Source organism: Pseudomonas sp. PvP100, assembly GCF_017833055.1.
GTDB lineage: Bacteria > Pseudomonadota > Gammaproteobacteria > Pseudomonadales > Pseudomonadaceae > Aquipseudomonas > Aquipseudomonas syringae.
Window position 1 is genome coordinate 2,977,338 of sequence record NZ_JAFIBO010000001.1, and the last position, 16,201, is coordinate 2,993,538.

The window sequence follows — 16,201 nt, forward strand, 5'->3', positions numbered from 1 at the left end:
TTCTCACGTAATCAAATGGACGTCAGTATCCGTTTAACGATTATGGTTGAGAATGCGCAGCTTCGTCTCAGGATCTTTCCAGATTGGCCAGAATCTGCGAATGCACACGCATGCTGACGCGCAGATCCTCTTCGCTCACGCCCTCGAACAACTCGATACGCAATACATTGGCGATGTTTTCAATTTTTTCGATCAGGGGCAATGCCGTGTCACTGAGCAGGATCTTTTTTGCACGTCGATCCTCAAGCACCGCCTGACGTTGCACCAGGCCCTGTTTTTCAAGACTGTCAAGCAAGCGCGCCAGGGTGGGGCCTTCTACGCCCACACTCTGCGCCAGCTCGCGCTGGGTGGGCGGCTCGGTGAAGCGCGCGAGGTGCAGCAGGACCAGCCAGCGAGCCTGAGACAGGCCAAGATCGGCCAGCCTGCGATCCAGCTCCGCACGCCAGCCTCGCGTGAGGTGTCCGAGTTGCATCCCGAAACGATGTTCATCAGTCATTGGCATAAGGACACTCGTGATTAAAACTAATTATTAGCGAGCTAAGCATGGTCCTTATGTTCAAGCAAGCACGGGACGGTGACGCTCCGTCGCACGCCGTTATACCTCAAACTCCGATTGCAGCGCTGCGCGTACGCAATACAACACACCCTCCGGCACCCGCCCGGCAAACTGCTCGGCAATCGCCGACACCGGCGGCAGTTCCCCTTCTCCATCGAGAAAGGCATCCTGCACTTCACCCAGCAGGTCCTCCGGCAAGTCCAGCGCCTGCTCAATGGATAACTGCTGCTTACCGATGGCTTCGGCCAGCAGGGTGTAGACATTTTTTTCCGAGCACTGCAACTGACCGGCGATCTGCGTCGGGGTCATGCCTGCGCGCGCCAGGCTGATCAGTTCGTGACGCACATCGGCGACCACCCGTGGTGCCTCGGCCTTGCCGCTGAGCACTTCGAGAAAGGCTTCGCCATAACGCTCCAGCTTGCGCGCACCCACACCGCTGACCTTGGCCATCTCGGCCATCGATCCGGGTTTGCTGCGCAGCATTTCCAGCAGGGTCGAGTCCGGGAAAATAACGTAAGGCGGGACACCGTGCTCTTCGGCCAGCTTGCGCCGCAGGGCACGCAGGGCTTCCCACTGCTCGCGCTCTTCGCCACGCACCAGTTGACTGGCCGGGCTGCCGGAACTGCTTCTCGATGTGGTTTGTGGCTTGAGGTCCTGGCGCAGTTCCAGAGAAACTTCGCCACGCAGCAAAGGGCGGCATGTTTCGCTGAGGCGCAGGCCGCCATAGCCTTCAAGATCGATGTCCGCCAGACCACGTGCAACCAGTTGGCGGAACAGCGAGCGCCACTCGGACTCGGTTCGCGCTTTGCCGACGCCGAACACCGACAGGTGCTGATGACCGAAGCTCTCTACCTTGTCATTGGACTTGCCGAGCAACACGTCGACCAGATGACCGACGCCATATCGCTGGCCGGTACGGTAGATGGCCGACAGCGCCTGACGCGCAGGTTCGGTGGCATCCCAGGTCTGCACGCCATCGACGCAGTTGTCGCAATGGCCGCACGGGTTGGGCATGTCTTCGTCGAAATAGGCCAGTAGGGTCTGCCGACGGCAACGGGTTTCTTCGCATAAGGCCAGCATCGCATCGAGCTTGTGCTGCTCCAGCCGCTTGTGACGCTCGTCGCCTTCGGAGTTCTGCAGCATCTGCTTGAGCATCAGCACGTCTTGCAGACCGTAGGCCATCCAGGCATCGGCGGGCAGACCGTCACGCCCTGCCCGACCGGTCTCCTGGTAATAAGCCTCAAGCGATTTGGGCAGGTCCATGTGCGCGACAAAACGCACGTTGGGCTTGTCGATGCCCATGCCGAACGCGATGGTCGCGACCATGATCAGCCCTTCCTCGTTGAGAAAGCGCTTCTGGTTGGCCGCCCGGGTTTCGGACGGCAGACCAGCGTGATAAGGCAGCGCGGGGTAGCCGTTGTCACTGAGAAAGACGGCGACCTCATCGACCTTCTTGCGCGAGAGGCAATAGACGATACCGGCGTCGCTGCGGCGTTCGGAAAGAAAGGCCAGCAGCTGTTTGCGCGGCTGTTCCTTGGGCACGATGCGATAGAAGATGTTGGGCCGGTCGAAACTGGACAGAAAGCGCTCGGCGTTCTGCAGGTGCAGACGCGTGACGATTTCTTCGCGGGTGCGCTTGTCGGCGGTGGCGGTCAGCGCGATGCGCGGTACATCCGGAAACAGCTCGGCCAGTTGACCCAGTTGCAGGTATTCCGGGCGGAAGTCATGACCCCATTGCGACACGCAGTGCGCTTCGTCGATGGCAAACAGGGCAATCTTGAGGTTTTGCAGGAATGACAGCATGCGTGGCTGAACCAGGCGCTCCGGGGCGAGGTAAAGCATTTTGACTTCGCCCAGGCGAATGCGATTGGCCAGTTCGCGCTGCTGCTCGGCGCTGAGCGTCGAGTTGAGTGCAGCGGCTGATACGCCCAGTTCATCCAGCGTGGCAACCTGGTCGTCCATCAGCGCGATGAGTGGCGACACAACAACGCACAGCCCGTCGCGCAACAGCCCTGGTACCTGAAAACACAGGGACTTGCCGCCACCGGTGGGCATCAGCACCAGCGCATCGCCACCGCTGGCTACGCGCTCAATAATGGCACCCTGGCGACCACGAAAGCTGTCGTAACCGAAGATGTCTTTAAGTACGCGTTGTGCCTGCTCAAGCATAAAAAACCCCGGAATATCCTGCTGCACTGCAAAACGGGGGAGTATACCCGAGCGCTCGGGAGCAATGGATGACTGGGACATGAGCGGTCGAAATTAACTGCAATTGGCCTGCGCGCTGGCGCCACGGACGCTCAGGGCCTAGAATCCAGCATCGTTTATATTTTCAAGGTAGCGCTTCCATGTCCTTCGCTGAGCAATTAACCCGCCTGCAAGTCTTCCTCGATGCAGATGAACTGCACGAAGAAGCACTGGACTACGTGGCCGCGCATGGCTACCTGACCGCCTTGTCAATCTGCGCTGAAGAGGTGCCGGAGCGCGAGTGGATCGACGCGCTGTTCTCCGAGCCGCCGCAGTACTCCAGCGAAGCGCAACAGACAGAAGTCGAAGCGACGCTGATTGCCCTCAAGGCACACATTGCCCGCCAGCTGGCTTCGGACGAAGAGTTCGAGCTGCCGTGCGATCTGGACCTGGGCGACGACCCTGATGATTCCGACCTGCGCGGCTGGTGCATCGGCTTCATGGAAGGCGTGTTCCTGCGTGAAAACGCCTGGTTTGAAAGTGCCGAGGAAGAAGTCAGCGAAATGCTCCTGCCGATCATGGTCGGTTCGGGCCTGTTCGACGAACAGCCGGAGTTCGCCGACATCGCCCAGGACGCCAACCTGATGGACGACATGATCGTGCAGATCCCCGAAGCGCTGACCGCCCTGTACCTGCTCTGCCAGGCACCGGACGAAAAGCCGGCGATCCTCAAGCCCCGCCATCACTGAGTCGGCGCCTATGGCGCAAGGCTCACCGCGCACCAGCCGTCACCGGTCGGTGCGCTATCTGCTTGTAGCGATTGGCTGGCTGAGCGTGGTATTGGGCGTGGTCGGTATTTTCCTGCCGGTGCTGCCCACCACGCCTTTTCTGCTGCTGGCCGCGGCCTGCTTCGCGCGCAGCTCTCCGCGCTTCTACGACTGGCTGGTCAACCACCCGCAACTCGGTCCGTGGATTCGTGATTACCTCGAAGGCAACGGCATCCCGCTCAAGGGCAAGGTCTACGCCATCGGCCTGATGTGGCTGAGCATCAGCCTGTCCTGCTACCTGGCGCCCTCACCCTGGGCACGGGTCTTCATGCTGACCAGCGCAGTGCTGATGACGATCTATATCCTCAGGCAGAAGACGCGCCCGCCGGGCGGTTGCAAGAGGTAGCGCCGAGTAAAACCGACGCCACCGCAACGCTCAGACCATCAGTTCTTCTTGTCCCTGGCGAACGCCGCTTCCAGCGCTTCGTTGAGGGTGCGCAACACCTTGACCCTGGCCCAGCGCTTGTCGTTGGCCTCGATCAATGTCCACGGCGCGATTTCGGTGCTGGTGCGATCCACCATGTCGCCGACTGCCTGGCGGTAGTCAGGCCATTTCTTGCGGTTGCGCCAGTCGTCCTCGGTGATCTTGTAGCGCTTGAACGGGATCTTTTCGCGCTCCTTGAAACGCTCCAGTTGGGTCTGCTGATCGATGGCCAGCCAGAACTTGACCACCACAACGCCTGCGTCGGTGAGCTGCTCTTCGAAGTCATTGATTTCCGAATACGCGCGCTTCCAGTCCGACTCGCTGCAAAAACCCTCGACCCGCTCAACCAGCACGCGGCCGTACCACGAGCGATCGAAGATGGTGAATTTGCCGCGCGCCGGTATCTGCCGCCAGAAACGCCACAGATACGGTTGCGCGCGCTCGTCCTGGGTGGGCGCGGCGATCGGCACGATGGCGTATTGACGCGGGTCCAGTGCCGCCGCCACACGTCGGATCGCACCGCCCTTGCCTGCCGCATCGTTGCCTTCAAACACTGCCAGCAGCGCGTGGCTTTTCATGCGCTTGTCGCGCATGTTGCCGGACAGCCGCGCCTGCTCGGTAATCAACTGTTGCTGATAATCGTCCTTGCTCAGGTTCAGGCTCAGGTCGAGGCTGTCGAGCAGGGTCAGCTCGTTACTGTGAATCGCCAGCGGCCCGACAGTCAGCGCAGCGGTCTCGGGCTCGGCCTTGTTCAGCGCGGCCTGCATGCCTTCCAGCAACAGGCGGCCGACGGTCAGGCTGCGGTAGTTGGCGTCCACACCCTCGATCACATGCCAGGGGGCGTATTCACGACTGGTGCGACGCAGGACCCGTTCGCCGAAGCGCACGAACTTGTCGTAGGTCTTGGACTGCTGCCAGTCCAGCGGGCTGATGCGCCAGCTGTGCAACGGATCATCCTTGAGGGTCTTGAGGCGCAGCTTCATCTGTTTTTTGGACAGGTGAAACCAGAACTTGAAGATCAGCGCGCCTTCATCGCAGAGCATCTTTTCCAGACGTTCGGCGCCGCTGATGGCCTGATCGAGCACGGCGTCCTTGAAGCGCCCGTGAACCCTGTCCTGGAGCATCTGGCTGTACCAGTTGCCAAAGAAAATACCCATGCGGCCCTTGGCCGGCAATTGCCGCCAGTAGCGCCAGACGGGCGGATGAGCGAGTTCTTCGTCGGTCTGCTGATCGAAGGTGCGCACCTCGATCAGGCGCGGGTCCATCCACTCACTGAGCAGTTTGACGGTCTCGCCCTTGCCCGCGCCTTCTATGCCGTTGATCAGCACGATGATCTGGCGACCAGCCTGCTCGTGCAGGTCTATCTGCGCTTCGAGCAACGCTTCGCGCAGTTGCGGCAACGCTGCCTCGTAAGTCTCATCGTCAATGACATGACCGATTTCAGCGGATTCAAACATGCACAGCTCCTGATTGATGTGGGCTCAGAGAACGCCTGATGGAGATTGTGACCATTGATTGCAGGCATCGGTCAATCCGCACATCCTTGATAGCACTTTTCTCTGCGCAGACGGCTAAAATGCCGCCACTGCCTTCGCTGAGCCCGACATGACCATTACCCGCCACGCCCAGATCGACTGGGACGAACACGGCAACCCGCGTTCCCGCGATTTTTCCGACGTGTACTTTTCCACCGAGTCCGGTCTGGACGAAACGCGCCATGTGTTTCTGGTGCAGAACGACCTGCGCCGGCGCTTCACCGAATTGCCGGATGAAGGCCGGTTGATCATTGGTGAAACCGGCTTCGGCACCGGGCTGAATTTCCTTTGTGCCTGGCAGTTGTTCGAGGAGTGCGCGCCCGCCATTGCGCGCCTGCAGTTCGTCAGCGTCGAGAAATACCCGTTGAGCCATGCCGACCTGCAGCGTGCCCTGGCGTTGTGGCCCGAGCTGTCGCCGTTTGCGGGTCAATTGCTCGATCAGTATGTGGCTGTGCATGAAGGCTTTCAGCGTCTGGTGTTCGCGGGCGGCCGCGTGACGCTTACGCTACTGATCGGCGATGCGCTGCAGATGCTGCCGCAACTGGACGGGCAGGTGGACGCCTGGTTTCTCGACGGTTTTGCGCCAGCGAAAAACCCGGAAATGTGGACCCCCGAGCTGTTTGCCGAACTGGCGCGCCTGTCCACATCGAGCACCACGATAGGCACCTTCACCAGCACCGGCTGGGTGCGCCGCTCGCTGAATGCGGCAGGGTTCAAGATGAAGCGCGTGCCGGGCATCGGCCACAAATGGGAAGTCCTGCGTGGCGCTTTTATCGCTTGGCCAGAGGACGTAGCGCTCCCCCCTGCTGCCAAGCCTTGGTTCGCCCGCCCCGCGCCGATTGGCGGCGAGCGTAAAGCGCTGGTGATTGGCGCGGGGCTGGCCGGCTGCGCCACGGCACAGAGTCTGGCGCAACGCGGTTGGCAGGTCAGCCTGCTGGAGCGCCACGCCGCACCGGCACAGGAAGCATCCGGCAACCCGCAGGGCGTGCTGTACCTGAAACTGTCGGCGCACGGTACAGCGCTGTCACAGTTGATCCTCAGCGGTTTCGGTCATACACGAAGGCTGCTTGAACGCTTGCAGCGCGGGGTCGACTGGGACGCTTGCGGGGTGCTGCAACTGACCTTCGACGACAAGGAAGCGCTGCGCCAGAAACAACTGGCCGATGCCTTCCCCGAATCACTCCTGCACCTGCTGGACCAGCCTGCGGCCGAAGCGCAGAGCGGCGTTGCGCTGAACAGTGGCGGGCTGTTTTACCCCGAAGGTGGCTGGGTTCATCCGCCTGCGTTGTGTCACGCACAGGCTGCGCACGCCAATATCAGCCTGATCGCTCATCAGCAGGCACTGGAGCTGAGACGTGTCGATGATCAGTGGCAGGTCTGGAGTGAGGAACGGTTGATCGACAGCGCTCCGGTCGTGGTGCTGGCCGGGGCAGCTGATATCCAGCAGTTTTCGCAGAGCGCCGATTTGCCGCTCAAACGCATCCGCGGGCAGATCACCCGTTTGCCGCAGACTCAGGCCAGCGCGGCATTGCGCAGCGTGGTGTGCGCCGAGGGTTATGTGGCTCCGGCGCGCCTGGGCGAACATACGCTGGGCGCCAGTTTCGATTTCAACAGCACTGATCTGACGCCGAACCTGGCCGATCATCTGGACAATCTGGGGCTGTTGCGGGAGATTTCGGAAGACCTCACTTCACGCCTTGAGGCCGCCGCTTTATCGCCCGAACAATTGCAGGGGCGCGCGGCGTTTCGCTGTACCAGCCCGGATTATCTGCCCATCGTCGGTCCGCTGGCCGACCGCAAGGCGTTCATGCAGGCCTATGCCGCACTGGGCAAGGATGCACGTCAGGTGCCGGACAGCGCCTGCCCGTGGCTGGACGGCCTGTACGTCAACAGCGGCCACGGTTCGCGCGGGCTGATCACCGCGCCGCTGTGTGGCGAACTGATCGCCGCCTGGCTCGACAACGAACCACTGCCTTTGCCACGTAGCGTGGCCGAGGCCTGTCACCCCAACCGGTTCGCGCTGCGCGGGCTGATTCGCGGCGGCGGGAAGTCGCCTGAAAAGCAGGACCAACGTGGAGCATCGCACGCTAGTTGAGATGATCGTTCCCTACGCTCCAGCGTGGGAATACAGCTCTCGACGCTCTGCGTCGCAAAGAAGACGCAAAGCGTCCTGAACGGCATGACGACGCAGAGCGTCGCACGATATTTCCTACGAGCACGCTCAGGCGCTACTCTTGAGCGTCTGTCAGAACGATTGGGTTGCTCATGCTGCAAGTGCGAAACGTATTCAAGCGCTACACCACGGCACAGGGACCGCTGGATGTCTTGCGTGGTGTCGATCTGCATCTGGCACAGGGCGAAAGCCTGGCGTTGATGGGTGAGTCCGGCAGTGGCAAGAGCACCTTGCTGCATCTGGTGGCGGGCCTGGATCAGGTCGACGATGGCAGCATCGAGGTCGCAGGCCAGCGTCTGGACCTGATGAACGAAAGCCAGTTGGCCAACTGGCGGCGTACCGAGATCGGTCTGGTGTTTCAGCAGTTCAACCTGATCGGCAGCCTGAAAATAGCCGACAACCTGGCGTTTCAGGCACGGCTGGCCGGGCGCGTTGATGCAGCCTGGCAGGCGCATTTGATCGAGCGACTGGGCCTGGCCGCGCTGCTGGATCGCTATCCCGAACAACTCTCCGGCGGACAGCAGCAACGTGTAGCGATAGGCCGCGCCCTCGCCTCGCGACCCGGCCTGCTGCTGGCTGACGAACCCACCGGCAATCTCGACGAAGCCACCAGCGACGAGGTGCTGCAACTGCTGCTGGATATCCTCGCCGACAGCCCTACCAGTCTGCTGATGGTCACCCATAGCCCGCGCGTCGCGCAGCGGCTGTCGCGCAAAGTAGTGCTGCATCTGGGGCGTCTGGCTGACGAAGGCAAACGCTGATGCGGGTTTTCTATTGGACGCTGCGCGCCCTGCTGAGCCATTGGCGCCGTCATCCGGTGCAGTTTTTCAGTGTGCTGACCGGCTTGTGGCTGGCCACCGCGCTGCTCACAGGCGTGCAGGCGCTCAATAGCCAGGCGCGGGAAAGCTACCAGCGTGCCAGCCAGTTGATTGGCGGCGAGCCGCAGACCCGTATCACCGCCAGCAGCGGCGGGCTGTTCCCGCAAGCATTGTTTATCGAGCTGCGCCGCGAAGGCTGGCCCGTGTCGCCCATGCTGCAAGGCCGTATCGTGCTTAAAGGGCGTGAAGACCGTCGCCTGCAACTGATGGGTATCGAGCCGGTGACCTTGCCGCCCGGCTCGGCACTGGCCGGACAGACGTTGAACGCCGAACAGGTCGTGGACTTCCTCACACCGCCGGGCATGACCTGGATTGCGCCGCAGACCCTGCAAGCGCTGGGGCTTGAGGAAGGCCAGCAGCCGCTGACCGAAACCGGCGTCGCGCTGCCCCCCTTGCACGCCAAACCCGACATGGCGCCCGGTGTTTTGCTGACGGACATAGGCTTTGCGCAACCGCTGCTGGGCCAGCCAGGGCAGTTGTCCGCACTCTTGCTGGCCAAGGATTTTGCCCGGCAGAACCCCGTGCTACCGGCAGCCCTGAATGACCTGCTGGTGATCAAGAAAAGCGGCGAAGAAAACAATCTGGAGCGCCTCACCGAAAGCTTCCATCTGAATCTGAACGCACTCGGGGTACTGTCCTTCATCGTCGGCCTGTTCATTGTCCACGCCGCCATTGGCCTGGCCCTTGAACAGCGCCGTGGCCTGCTGCGCAACCTGCGTGCCTGTGGCGTCAGCGCACGTCTGTTGATCGCTGCGCTGGGCGTAGAACTTGGGGCACTGGCGCTGTTGGGCGGTATTTTTGGCGTGGTCAGCGGCTATCTGCTGGCCAGCCTGTTATTGCCGGATGTCGCGGCCAGCCTGCGCGGCTTGTACGGCGCGGAGGTCGCCGGCCAGTTGAACCTCAGTCTGTGGTGGTGGCTGAGCGGTATCGGCCTGAGTCTGCTTGGTGCGTTGCTGGCCGGTGCCAATAGCCTGTTGCGGGCTGCGCGCCTGCCGTTGCTGGCACTGGCCGATGCCCAGGCATGGCAGCAAGCCCATGCGCGGTGGTTGCAGCGCCAGGCTTGGGTGGCGGTGCTGGGCGCGGTGGTTGCCGTGAGCGCGCTGTTGTTCGGCACCAGTCTGATGCTGGGGTTTGTGATGATGTCCGCCCTGCTGCTCAGCGCCGCGCTGGCCCTGCCGGTTTTGCTGGACGCCATGCTTGGCGGCCTGTTGAAGCGCAGCCGCTCGGTGCTCGGGCAATGGTTTCTGGCGGATTGCCGTCAACAGTTGCCCGCCCTGAGCCTGGCGCTGATGGCCCTGTTGCTGGCGATGGCCGCGAACATCGGCGCAGGCAGCATGACCTCGGGCTTTCGCCAGACATTCAATAGTTGGCTGGAGCAACGCCTGACCGCTGAACTGTATGTCAGCCCGCAGAACCCCGAGCAGGCCGGGCCGCTGAACACCTGGCTGAGCCAGCAACAGGATGTCAGCGCCGTGCTGCCCAACTGGCAGGTGCCGGTGCAAGTCCAGGGTTGGCCTGCCGACCTGTTTGGTGTGATCGATCACGGCACCTATCGCCAGCACTGGGCATTGCTGGAATCCGTCGCTGGTGATCCGTGGAATGTTTTGCGCGATGAAGACACGGTGATGCTCAGCGAACAATTGGCACGCCGCCTGCAACTGGGGCTGGAAGATACGCTGAGCATCCCGGTGCCCACTGGCAAGTGGACCCCGCGCATCGTCGGGATCTATGCCGACTATGGCAACCCCAAGGGACATCTTCTGGTCAATGCCCGGCACCTGCTCGCCCACTGGCCGCAATCGATGCCGGTGCGTTTCAACCTGAGGGTCGATCAGGCGGCAATCCCGTCGCTGGTCACCCGGCTGCAAGCGCGTTTCAAGCTGGACGACAATCACATCATCGATCAGAGCCAGCTCAAGGGTTGGTCGAGCCAGGTCTTTGAACGTACGTTTGCCGCCACTGCCGCTCTCAACAGCCTGACACTGGGCGTTGCTGGCGTGGCGCTGTTCATCAGCCTGCTGACTCAAAGCCAGAGCCGCCTCGGGCAGCTCGCCCCGTTATGGGCGCTGGGCGTCACGCGACGGCAACTGATGCTGCTCAACCTGGGACAGACCTGGCTGCTGGCGGTCCTGACACTGGTGCTCGCGCTGCCACTCGGGCTGCTGCTGGCCTGGTGCCTGGATGCGGTGATCAACGTTCGCGCCTTTGGCTGGCGCCTGCCGCTGCAGGTGTTCCCGCTGCAACTGCTGCAATTGATGGCGCTGGCGATGCTGGCGACTTTGCTGGCCTCGGCCTGGCCGCTGCTGAAGCTGTACCGCAGCCGTCCAGCGGATCTACTCAGGACATTCGCCAATGAACAGTAAATGGCTGATGCCGCTGGTCCTCGTCGGGCTGCTCGCTGCCTGCGACGACAAACCACAACCTGAAAGCGGATTCGCCGGACTGGGCAATACCGCCGACAGTTACGCGCAGGTGACGCCGGGCAAGGTCTTTACATTCCCGCAAGACCACGGCCAGCATCCCGGCTTTCGTATCGAGTGGTGGTACATCACCGCCACCCTCAAGGATGACGCGGGCCAGCAGTTCGGCGTGCAGTGGACGTTGTTTCGCAATGCCCTGCGCCCCGGCCAACAGACTGGCAGCGGCTGGAATGACGGCACGATCTGGCTCGGCCATGCGGCGGCGACTTCAAGCAGTGGTCATTATGTGGCGGAGCGTTATGCGCGCGGCGGCATCGGTCAGGCCGACGTGACGCTGGCCCCCTTCTCGGCGTGGATCGATGACTGGGCCTTGACCAGCAATGTCCGCAGTGGTGATCCACTGACTGCCATGCGACTGAAGGCCAGCGGCAAGGACTTTCGCTACGACCTGAACCTGACATCCAGCAAACCGCTGGTGCTGCAGGGCGAACAGGGCTACAGCCAGAAATCGGAGGCGGGCCAGGCGTCGTACTACTACAGCCAGCCGTTCTTCGACGCCAAAGGCAGCGTGGAAATACAGGGCAAGTCCTATCAGGTCACCGGCCACGCCTGGCTGGACCGGGAATGGAGCAGCCAGCCACTGACCGCCAACCAGAGCGGCTGGGACTGGTTTTCGCTGCAACTGGCAGACGGCGATCGCCTGATGCTCTATCGCATCCGCCACAAGGGCGGTGCCCCCTACCTGACCGGTAACTGGATCAGCGCCGACGGCACCACCCGGATGCTGCACGCCAACGAAATCAGTCTGGAGCCATTGAAGGAAACCTTGATCGGCGAGCATAAAGTGCCCACCCGCTGGAGAGTCAGGGTCCCCGACCGAAACCTGGACATCACCACCGACGCGCTGAACCCGGCCGCCTGGATGGGCGTGAGTATTCCCTACTGGGAGGGGCCGGTGAAGTTCAGCGGGAGTCAGGAAGGTGTGGGGTATCTGGAGATGACCGGGTATTGAGCGGATCCTGCTGGCGGTTGCGCTTTCAATTCGAAACACCTGTTGGCGCTGCGAGAGCCAACACCATGTACATCGAAACGATCGCAGTGAGCACTCCGCAGAACAGAAGAACATTGCGAAGCGCTTCTTTTGCCAGCAGTTCGGCCAGAGCCAGACACATATCCATATGATTTTTCTCATAAAAAATGGAGACCGATCGGGGCCTCCATTTGAAATTCCTGAACGGGTTTAAAAGCCTTCGTACTCTTCGCAAACCTGTGCAATGTGCTTGTTCATATCGATACTCCTTTATGTATGCCGAGTGAGTTGGCGTGCTTTCATAGGCCCCAAACTAGCGTGCTGCAAACATCACCGTCAATGAGCCGAATCCGCTTTACATGCCAGAAAAATCCGTCTTAAAGCGGGTGCGGTAAGCACGACAGCAAACCGAACCCAGTTAGCGCATCAATTCCAGAGCACGTTGCCAGCCAGCTGAAAACAAACGCTTATAACTTTTTGATCTAAAACTACCATGCCCTCACTGGGTCAGTTTCTGGGTGACTGCACTTTCTCAGTCACCTCCCCAACGGAAACCCGGTAAGGACTTATGTGCGGATTAGCAGGTGAATTACGTTTCGACCATCAACCAGCGGACCTAGCCGCTGTTGAACGCATTACCCATGAGCTGGCGCCTCGCGGCCCGGATGCGTGGGGGTTTCACAGCCAGGGGCCGGTTGCCCTTGGTCATCGTCGCCTGAAAATCATGGACCTGTCGGACGGCTCGGCGCAGCCGATGATCGACAGCAATCTGGGCCTGTCCCTGGCCTTCAACGGCGCGATCTACAACTTCCCTGAATTGCGTGCCGAGTTGGAAAGCCTTGGCTATCAGTTCCATTCCGGCGGTGACACCGAAGTGTTGCTCAAGGGCTATCACGCATGGGGCGCAGACATGCTGCCCAAGCTCAACGGCATGTTCGCCTTTGCCATCTGGGAACGTGACAGCAAGCAGCTGTTCATCGCCCGTGACCGCCTCGGCGTCAAGCCGTTGTACCTGTCGAAAACCGACAAGCGCCTGCGCTTCGCATCCTCGCTGCCTGCCCTGCTCAAAGGTGGTGACATTAGCGGGATGCTTGATCCGGTGGCGCTCAACCATTACCTCAACTTCCATGCGGTGGTGCCTGCGCCGCGCACCTTGCTGGCCGGCGTCGAAAAACTTCCGCCAGCCAGCTGGATGCGTATCGACGCCAGCGGCAAGGTCGAACAGAAAGTCTGGTGGACGCTGCCCTACGGCCCGCACGAAGACGAGAAAAACCTCACCCTCGAAGACTGGCGCGACCGCGTACTGGACAGTACGCGTGAAGCGGTAGCGATCCGTCAGCGTGCTGCAGTGGACGTCGGTGTGCTGCTGTCCGGCGGCGTCGACTCGAGCATGCTGGTAGGTCTGCTGCGTGAAGTGGGTGTCGAGGACCTGTCGACCTTCTCCATCGGCTTCCAGGATGCCGGCGGCGAGCGTGGCGACGAATTTCAGTATTCCGACCTGATCGCCAAGCATTACGGCACGCGCCATCACCAGTTGCGTATTCAGGAACGCGAGATCATCGAGCAGTTGCCTGCGGCGTTCCGCGCCATGAGCGAGCCGATGGTCAGCCACGACTGCATCGCCTTCTACCTGCTGTCGCGTGAAGTGTCGAAACACTGCAAGGTGGTACAGAGCGGCCAGGGTGCCGACGAACTGTTCGCCGGTTACCACTGGTACCCGCAAGTCGACGGCGCAAGCGATCCGGTTGCAGCCTACCGCGATGCATTTGTAGACCGCAGCTACGCAGAATACGCCGAGACTGTGCAGCCGAAGTGGCGCACTGCCAATGACGCCGCCGGTGATTTCGTTCGCGATCACTTTGCCCAGCCAGGCGCCAGCGCTGCCGTCGACAAGGCCTTGCGTCTGGACAGCACCGTGATGCTGGTCGATGACCCGGTCAAGCGTGTCGACAACATGACCATGGCCTGGGGCCTGGAAGCGCGCACGCCGTTCCTTGACTATCGTCTGGTCGAACTGTCGGCTCGCATTCCGGGTAAATTCAAGCTGCCCGACGGTGGCAAACAGGTGCTGAAAGAAGCTGCGCGCATGGTCATTCCTTCGGAAGTGATCGATCGCAAAAAAGGCTACTTCCCGGTGCCTGGCCTCAAACACTTGCAGGGCGACACGCTTAACTGGGTGCGCGAGTTGCTGACCGACTCCAGTCAGGACCGCGGCCTGTTCAACCCTGCGATGGTCGACAAGCTGCTGACCAACCCCGAGGGCCAGCTCACGCCATTGCGCGGCTCCAAGCTGTGGCAACTGGCAGCGCTGAACCTTTGGCTCAGCGAACAGGGACTGTGATCGATGAAACAGAACGCGACGACTTATAGCCAGCGCCTGTTGCGCGGCCAGTCGCCCTCGTACGAACGTCTGCAGGCACGACTCGCTGAAGACGGCAGCCAGATAGATGCAGACCCTCTGGCGCTGCACTGTGGCTGGGGACGTTTGCTGATCGGTCACACCTACCCTGATCCGGCAGCGCTGGCTCAGGACCTGCTCAACGAAAAACCCGGCGAGCGCGACATCGCGCTGTATGTGGCAGCGCCGCAACAGGTGTTGGCGCAATCGCCGCAGCAGTTGTTTCTCGACCCGTCGGACACGCTGCGTCTGTGGTTCAGCGATTACCGCCCGGCGCAGCGTGTGTTTCGCGGCTACCGTATCCGCCGTGCGCACAACGAGAACGACTGGCAGGCCATCAACAACCTGTATCTGGCGCGCGGCATGTTGCCCATCGACCCCGAGTTGCTGACCCCGCGCCACGAAGGTGGCCCGGTGTATTGGGTGGCCGAGGACGAAGGCAGCAAGACGATCATCGGCAGCGTCATGGGCCTCAATCATCAGAAGGCCTTCAATGACCCGGAGAAAGGCAGCAGCCTCTGGTGCCTGGCGGTTGATCCGCAATGCACGCGGCCGGGTGTCGGCGAAGTGCTGGTTCGGCACCTGATCGAGCACTTCATGAGTCGCGGCCTCAGCTACCTCGACCTGTCGGTGCTGCATGACAACGATCAGGCCAAGGCGCTGTACGCCAAATTGAATTTCCGCAACCTGCCGACCTTCGCCATCAAGCGCAAGAACGGTATCAACGAGTCGTTGTTTCTCGGCCCTGGCCCGCAGGCGGACTTCAATCCGTATGCGCGGATCATTGTAGAGGAAGCCCATCGGCGCGGCATTGACGTGCAGGTGGATGATGCGGATGCCGGGCTGTTCACCCTCAGCTACGGCGGTCGTCGTATACGCTGCCGCGAATCGCTTAGCGATCTGACCAGCGCGGTGAGCATGACCCTGTGTCAGGACAAGAGCCTGACCCATCGTGCCCTGAAGGCTGCCGGCCTGCGCCTGCCCGCGCAGCAAAAGGCGGGCAGCGCAGACGACAATCTGGCGTTTCTCGAAGCGCACGGGCAAATCGTGGTCAAGCCGCTGGACGGTGAACAAGGCCAGGGCGTAGCGGTCGATCTGCGCACCATTGACGATGTACAGAGTGCTATCGAGCAGGCCCGCCAGTTCGACACTCGCGTGATTCTGGAAAGCTTTCATGAAGGCCTGGACTTGCGCATCGTGGTGATCGGCTTTCAGGTCGTGGCTGCGGCGATACGCCGTCCGGCTGAAATCATCGGTGACGGCCGCCACACCATCAAACAGTTGATCGAAGCCCAAAGCCGACGCCGCGCCGCAGCAACGGATGGCGAAAGCCGTATTCCGATGGATCAGGAAACCGAGCGCACAGTGCGCGAGGCCGGTTTCGACTATGCCGATATTCTGCCGATGGATCAGCGCCTGGCCGTGCGCCGTGCTGCCAACCTGCACACCGGCGGCTGCCTGGAAGATGTAACGGCCATTCTGCACCCGGTGCTCAGCGACGCAGCGGTGCGTGCCGCGCGGGCGCTGGACATCCCGGTCGTCGGCCTGGACCTGATGGTGCCGGCCGCCGATCAGCCTGAATACGTGTTCATCGAAGCCAATGAACGCGTAGGGCTTGCCAATCACGAACCGCAACCCACCGCCGAACGTTTCGTCGATCTGTTGTTTCCGCACAGCCTGCCTGTGCATATCTGATCGCAGCTGCGGGCACGGCTGCAAGAGGCGCATCAGCCTTTGCAGCCCGTGGCTTGCAACTGTTCCATAAGGAGCATC

12 protein-coding genes are annotated in these 16,201 nt (G+C 61.5%); 8 read left to right on the forward strand and 4 right to left on the reverse strand.

Translation table 11 applies throughout. The features are described from left to right. Positions 1-67: 67 nt before the first annotated feature. Both JOE39_RS12600 and recQ read right to left on the reverse strand, forming a co-directional pair. Complete coding sequence (locus tag JOE39_RS12600; protein WP_003363288.1) at positions 68-502, reverse strand: MarR family transcriptional regulator; 435 nt, start codon at positions 500-502, stop codon at positions 68-70. A gap of 93 nt (positions 503-595) precedes the next feature. Further along, on the reverse strand, positions 596-2,725 hold the full coding sequence (gene recQ, locus JOE39_RS12605; protein WP_024961117.1) for a DNA helicase RecQ: 2,130 nt from the start codon (positions 2,723-2,725) through the stop codon (positions 596-598). A gap of 179 nt (positions 2,726-2,904) precedes the next feature. Here recQ and JOE39_RS12610 point away from each other — a divergent pair, with 179 nt between their 5' ends. Both JOE39_RS12610 and JOE39_RS12615 read left to right on the forward strand, forming a co-directional pair. Further along, complete coding sequence (locus JOE39_RS12610) at positions 2,905-3,492, forward strand: YecA family protein (RefSeq protein ID WP_003314545.1); 588 nt, start codon at positions 2,905-2,907, stop codon at positions 3,490-3,492. A 10-nt stretch (positions 3,493-3,502) separates the two neighbouring features. Further along, the gene (locus JOE39_RS12615) at positions 3,503-3,916 is read left to right on the forward strand and encodes a YbaN family protein (protein ID WP_210077303.1); all 414 of its coding nucleotides are present in this window, start codon (positions 3,503-3,505) and stop codon (positions 3,914-3,916) included. A gap of 38 nt (positions 3,917-3,954) precedes the next feature. Here the strand turns inward: JOE39_RS12615 and pap are convergent, their stop codons facing one another. Then, the gene (pap, locus tag JOE39_RS12620) at positions 3,955-5,451 is read right to left on the reverse strand and encodes a polyphosphate:AMP phosphotransferase (RefSeq protein WP_004416703.1); all 1,497 of its coding nucleotides are present in this window, start codon (positions 5,449-5,451) and stop codon (positions 3,955-3,957) included. Between the two features lie 148 nt (positions 5,452-5,599). On the opposite strand from pap, the gene mnmC reads away from it, so the two are divergent. The 4 genes from mnmC to JOE39_RS12640 all read left to right on the forward strand — a co-directional run bounded on the left by mnmC (position 5,600) and on the right by JOE39_RS12640 (position 12,012). Further along, positions 5,600-7,624: a bifunctional tRNA (5-methylaminomethyl-2-thiouridine)(34)-methyltransferase MnmD/FAD-dependent 5-carboxymethylaminomethyl-2-thiouridine(34) oxidoreductase MnmC gene (mnmC, locus tag JOE39_RS12625; RefSeq protein ID WP_024664151.1), complete on the forward strand. Its 2,025-nt coding sequence runs from the start codon at positions 5,600-5,602 to the stop codon at positions 7,622-7,624. Between the two features lie 170 nt (positions 7,625-7,794). Next, positions 7,795-8,463 carry an ABC transporter ATP-binding protein gene (locus tag JOE39_RS12630; RefSeq protein ID WP_004416701.1) on the forward strand — a complete coding sequence of 223 codons (669 nt, stop codon included), beginning with the start codon at positions 7,795-7,797 and terminating at the stop codon, positions 8,461-8,463. Next, entirely contained in the window at positions 8,463-10,943 is a 2,481-nt protein-coding gene (locus JOE39_RS12635) for an ABC transporter permease (protein ID WP_004416700.1), read from the forward strand. The genes JOE39_RS12630 and JOE39_RS12635 overlap by 1 nt, the downstream gene beginning before the upstream one ends. Next, positions 10,933-12,012, forward strand: coding sequence for a lipocalin-like domain-containing protein (locus JOE39_RS12640; RefSeq protein WP_024664150.1), 1,080 nt, complete (start codon positions 10,933-10,935; stop codon positions 12,010-12,012). The genes JOE39_RS12635 and JOE39_RS12640 overlap by 11 nt, the downstream gene beginning before the upstream one ends. A gap of 25 nt (positions 12,013-12,037) precedes the next feature. Here JOE39_RS12640 and JOE39_RS12645 read toward each other — a convergent pair whose 3' ends face one another. Continuing rightward, positions 12,038-12,178, reverse strand: a complete 141-nt coding sequence (locus JOE39_RS12645; protein WP_232924159.1) for a hypothetical protein — start codon at positions 12,176-12,178, stop codon at positions 12,038-12,040. A 420-nt stretch (positions 12,179-12,598) separates the two neighbouring features. Here JOE39_RS12645 and JOE39_RS12650 point away from each other — a divergent pair, with 420 nt between their 5' ends. Together JOE39_RS12650 and ngg are read left to right on the forward strand one after the other, a co-directional pair. After that, on the forward strand, positions 12,599-14,371 hold the full coding sequence (locus JOE39_RS12650) for an N-acetylglutaminylglutamine amidotransferase (RefSeq protein ID WP_003402540.1): 1,773 nt from the start codon (positions 12,599-12,601) through the stop codon (positions 14,369-14,371). 3 nt (positions 14,372-14,374) lie between these two features. Next, positions 14,375-16,123: an N-acetylglutaminylglutamine synthetase gene (gene ngg / locus JOE39_RS12655; RefSeq protein ID WP_024664149.1), complete on the forward strand. Its 1,749-nt coding sequence runs from the start codon at positions 14,375-14,377 to the stop codon at positions 16,121-16,123. Positions 16,124-16,201 lie beyond the last annotated feature (78 nt).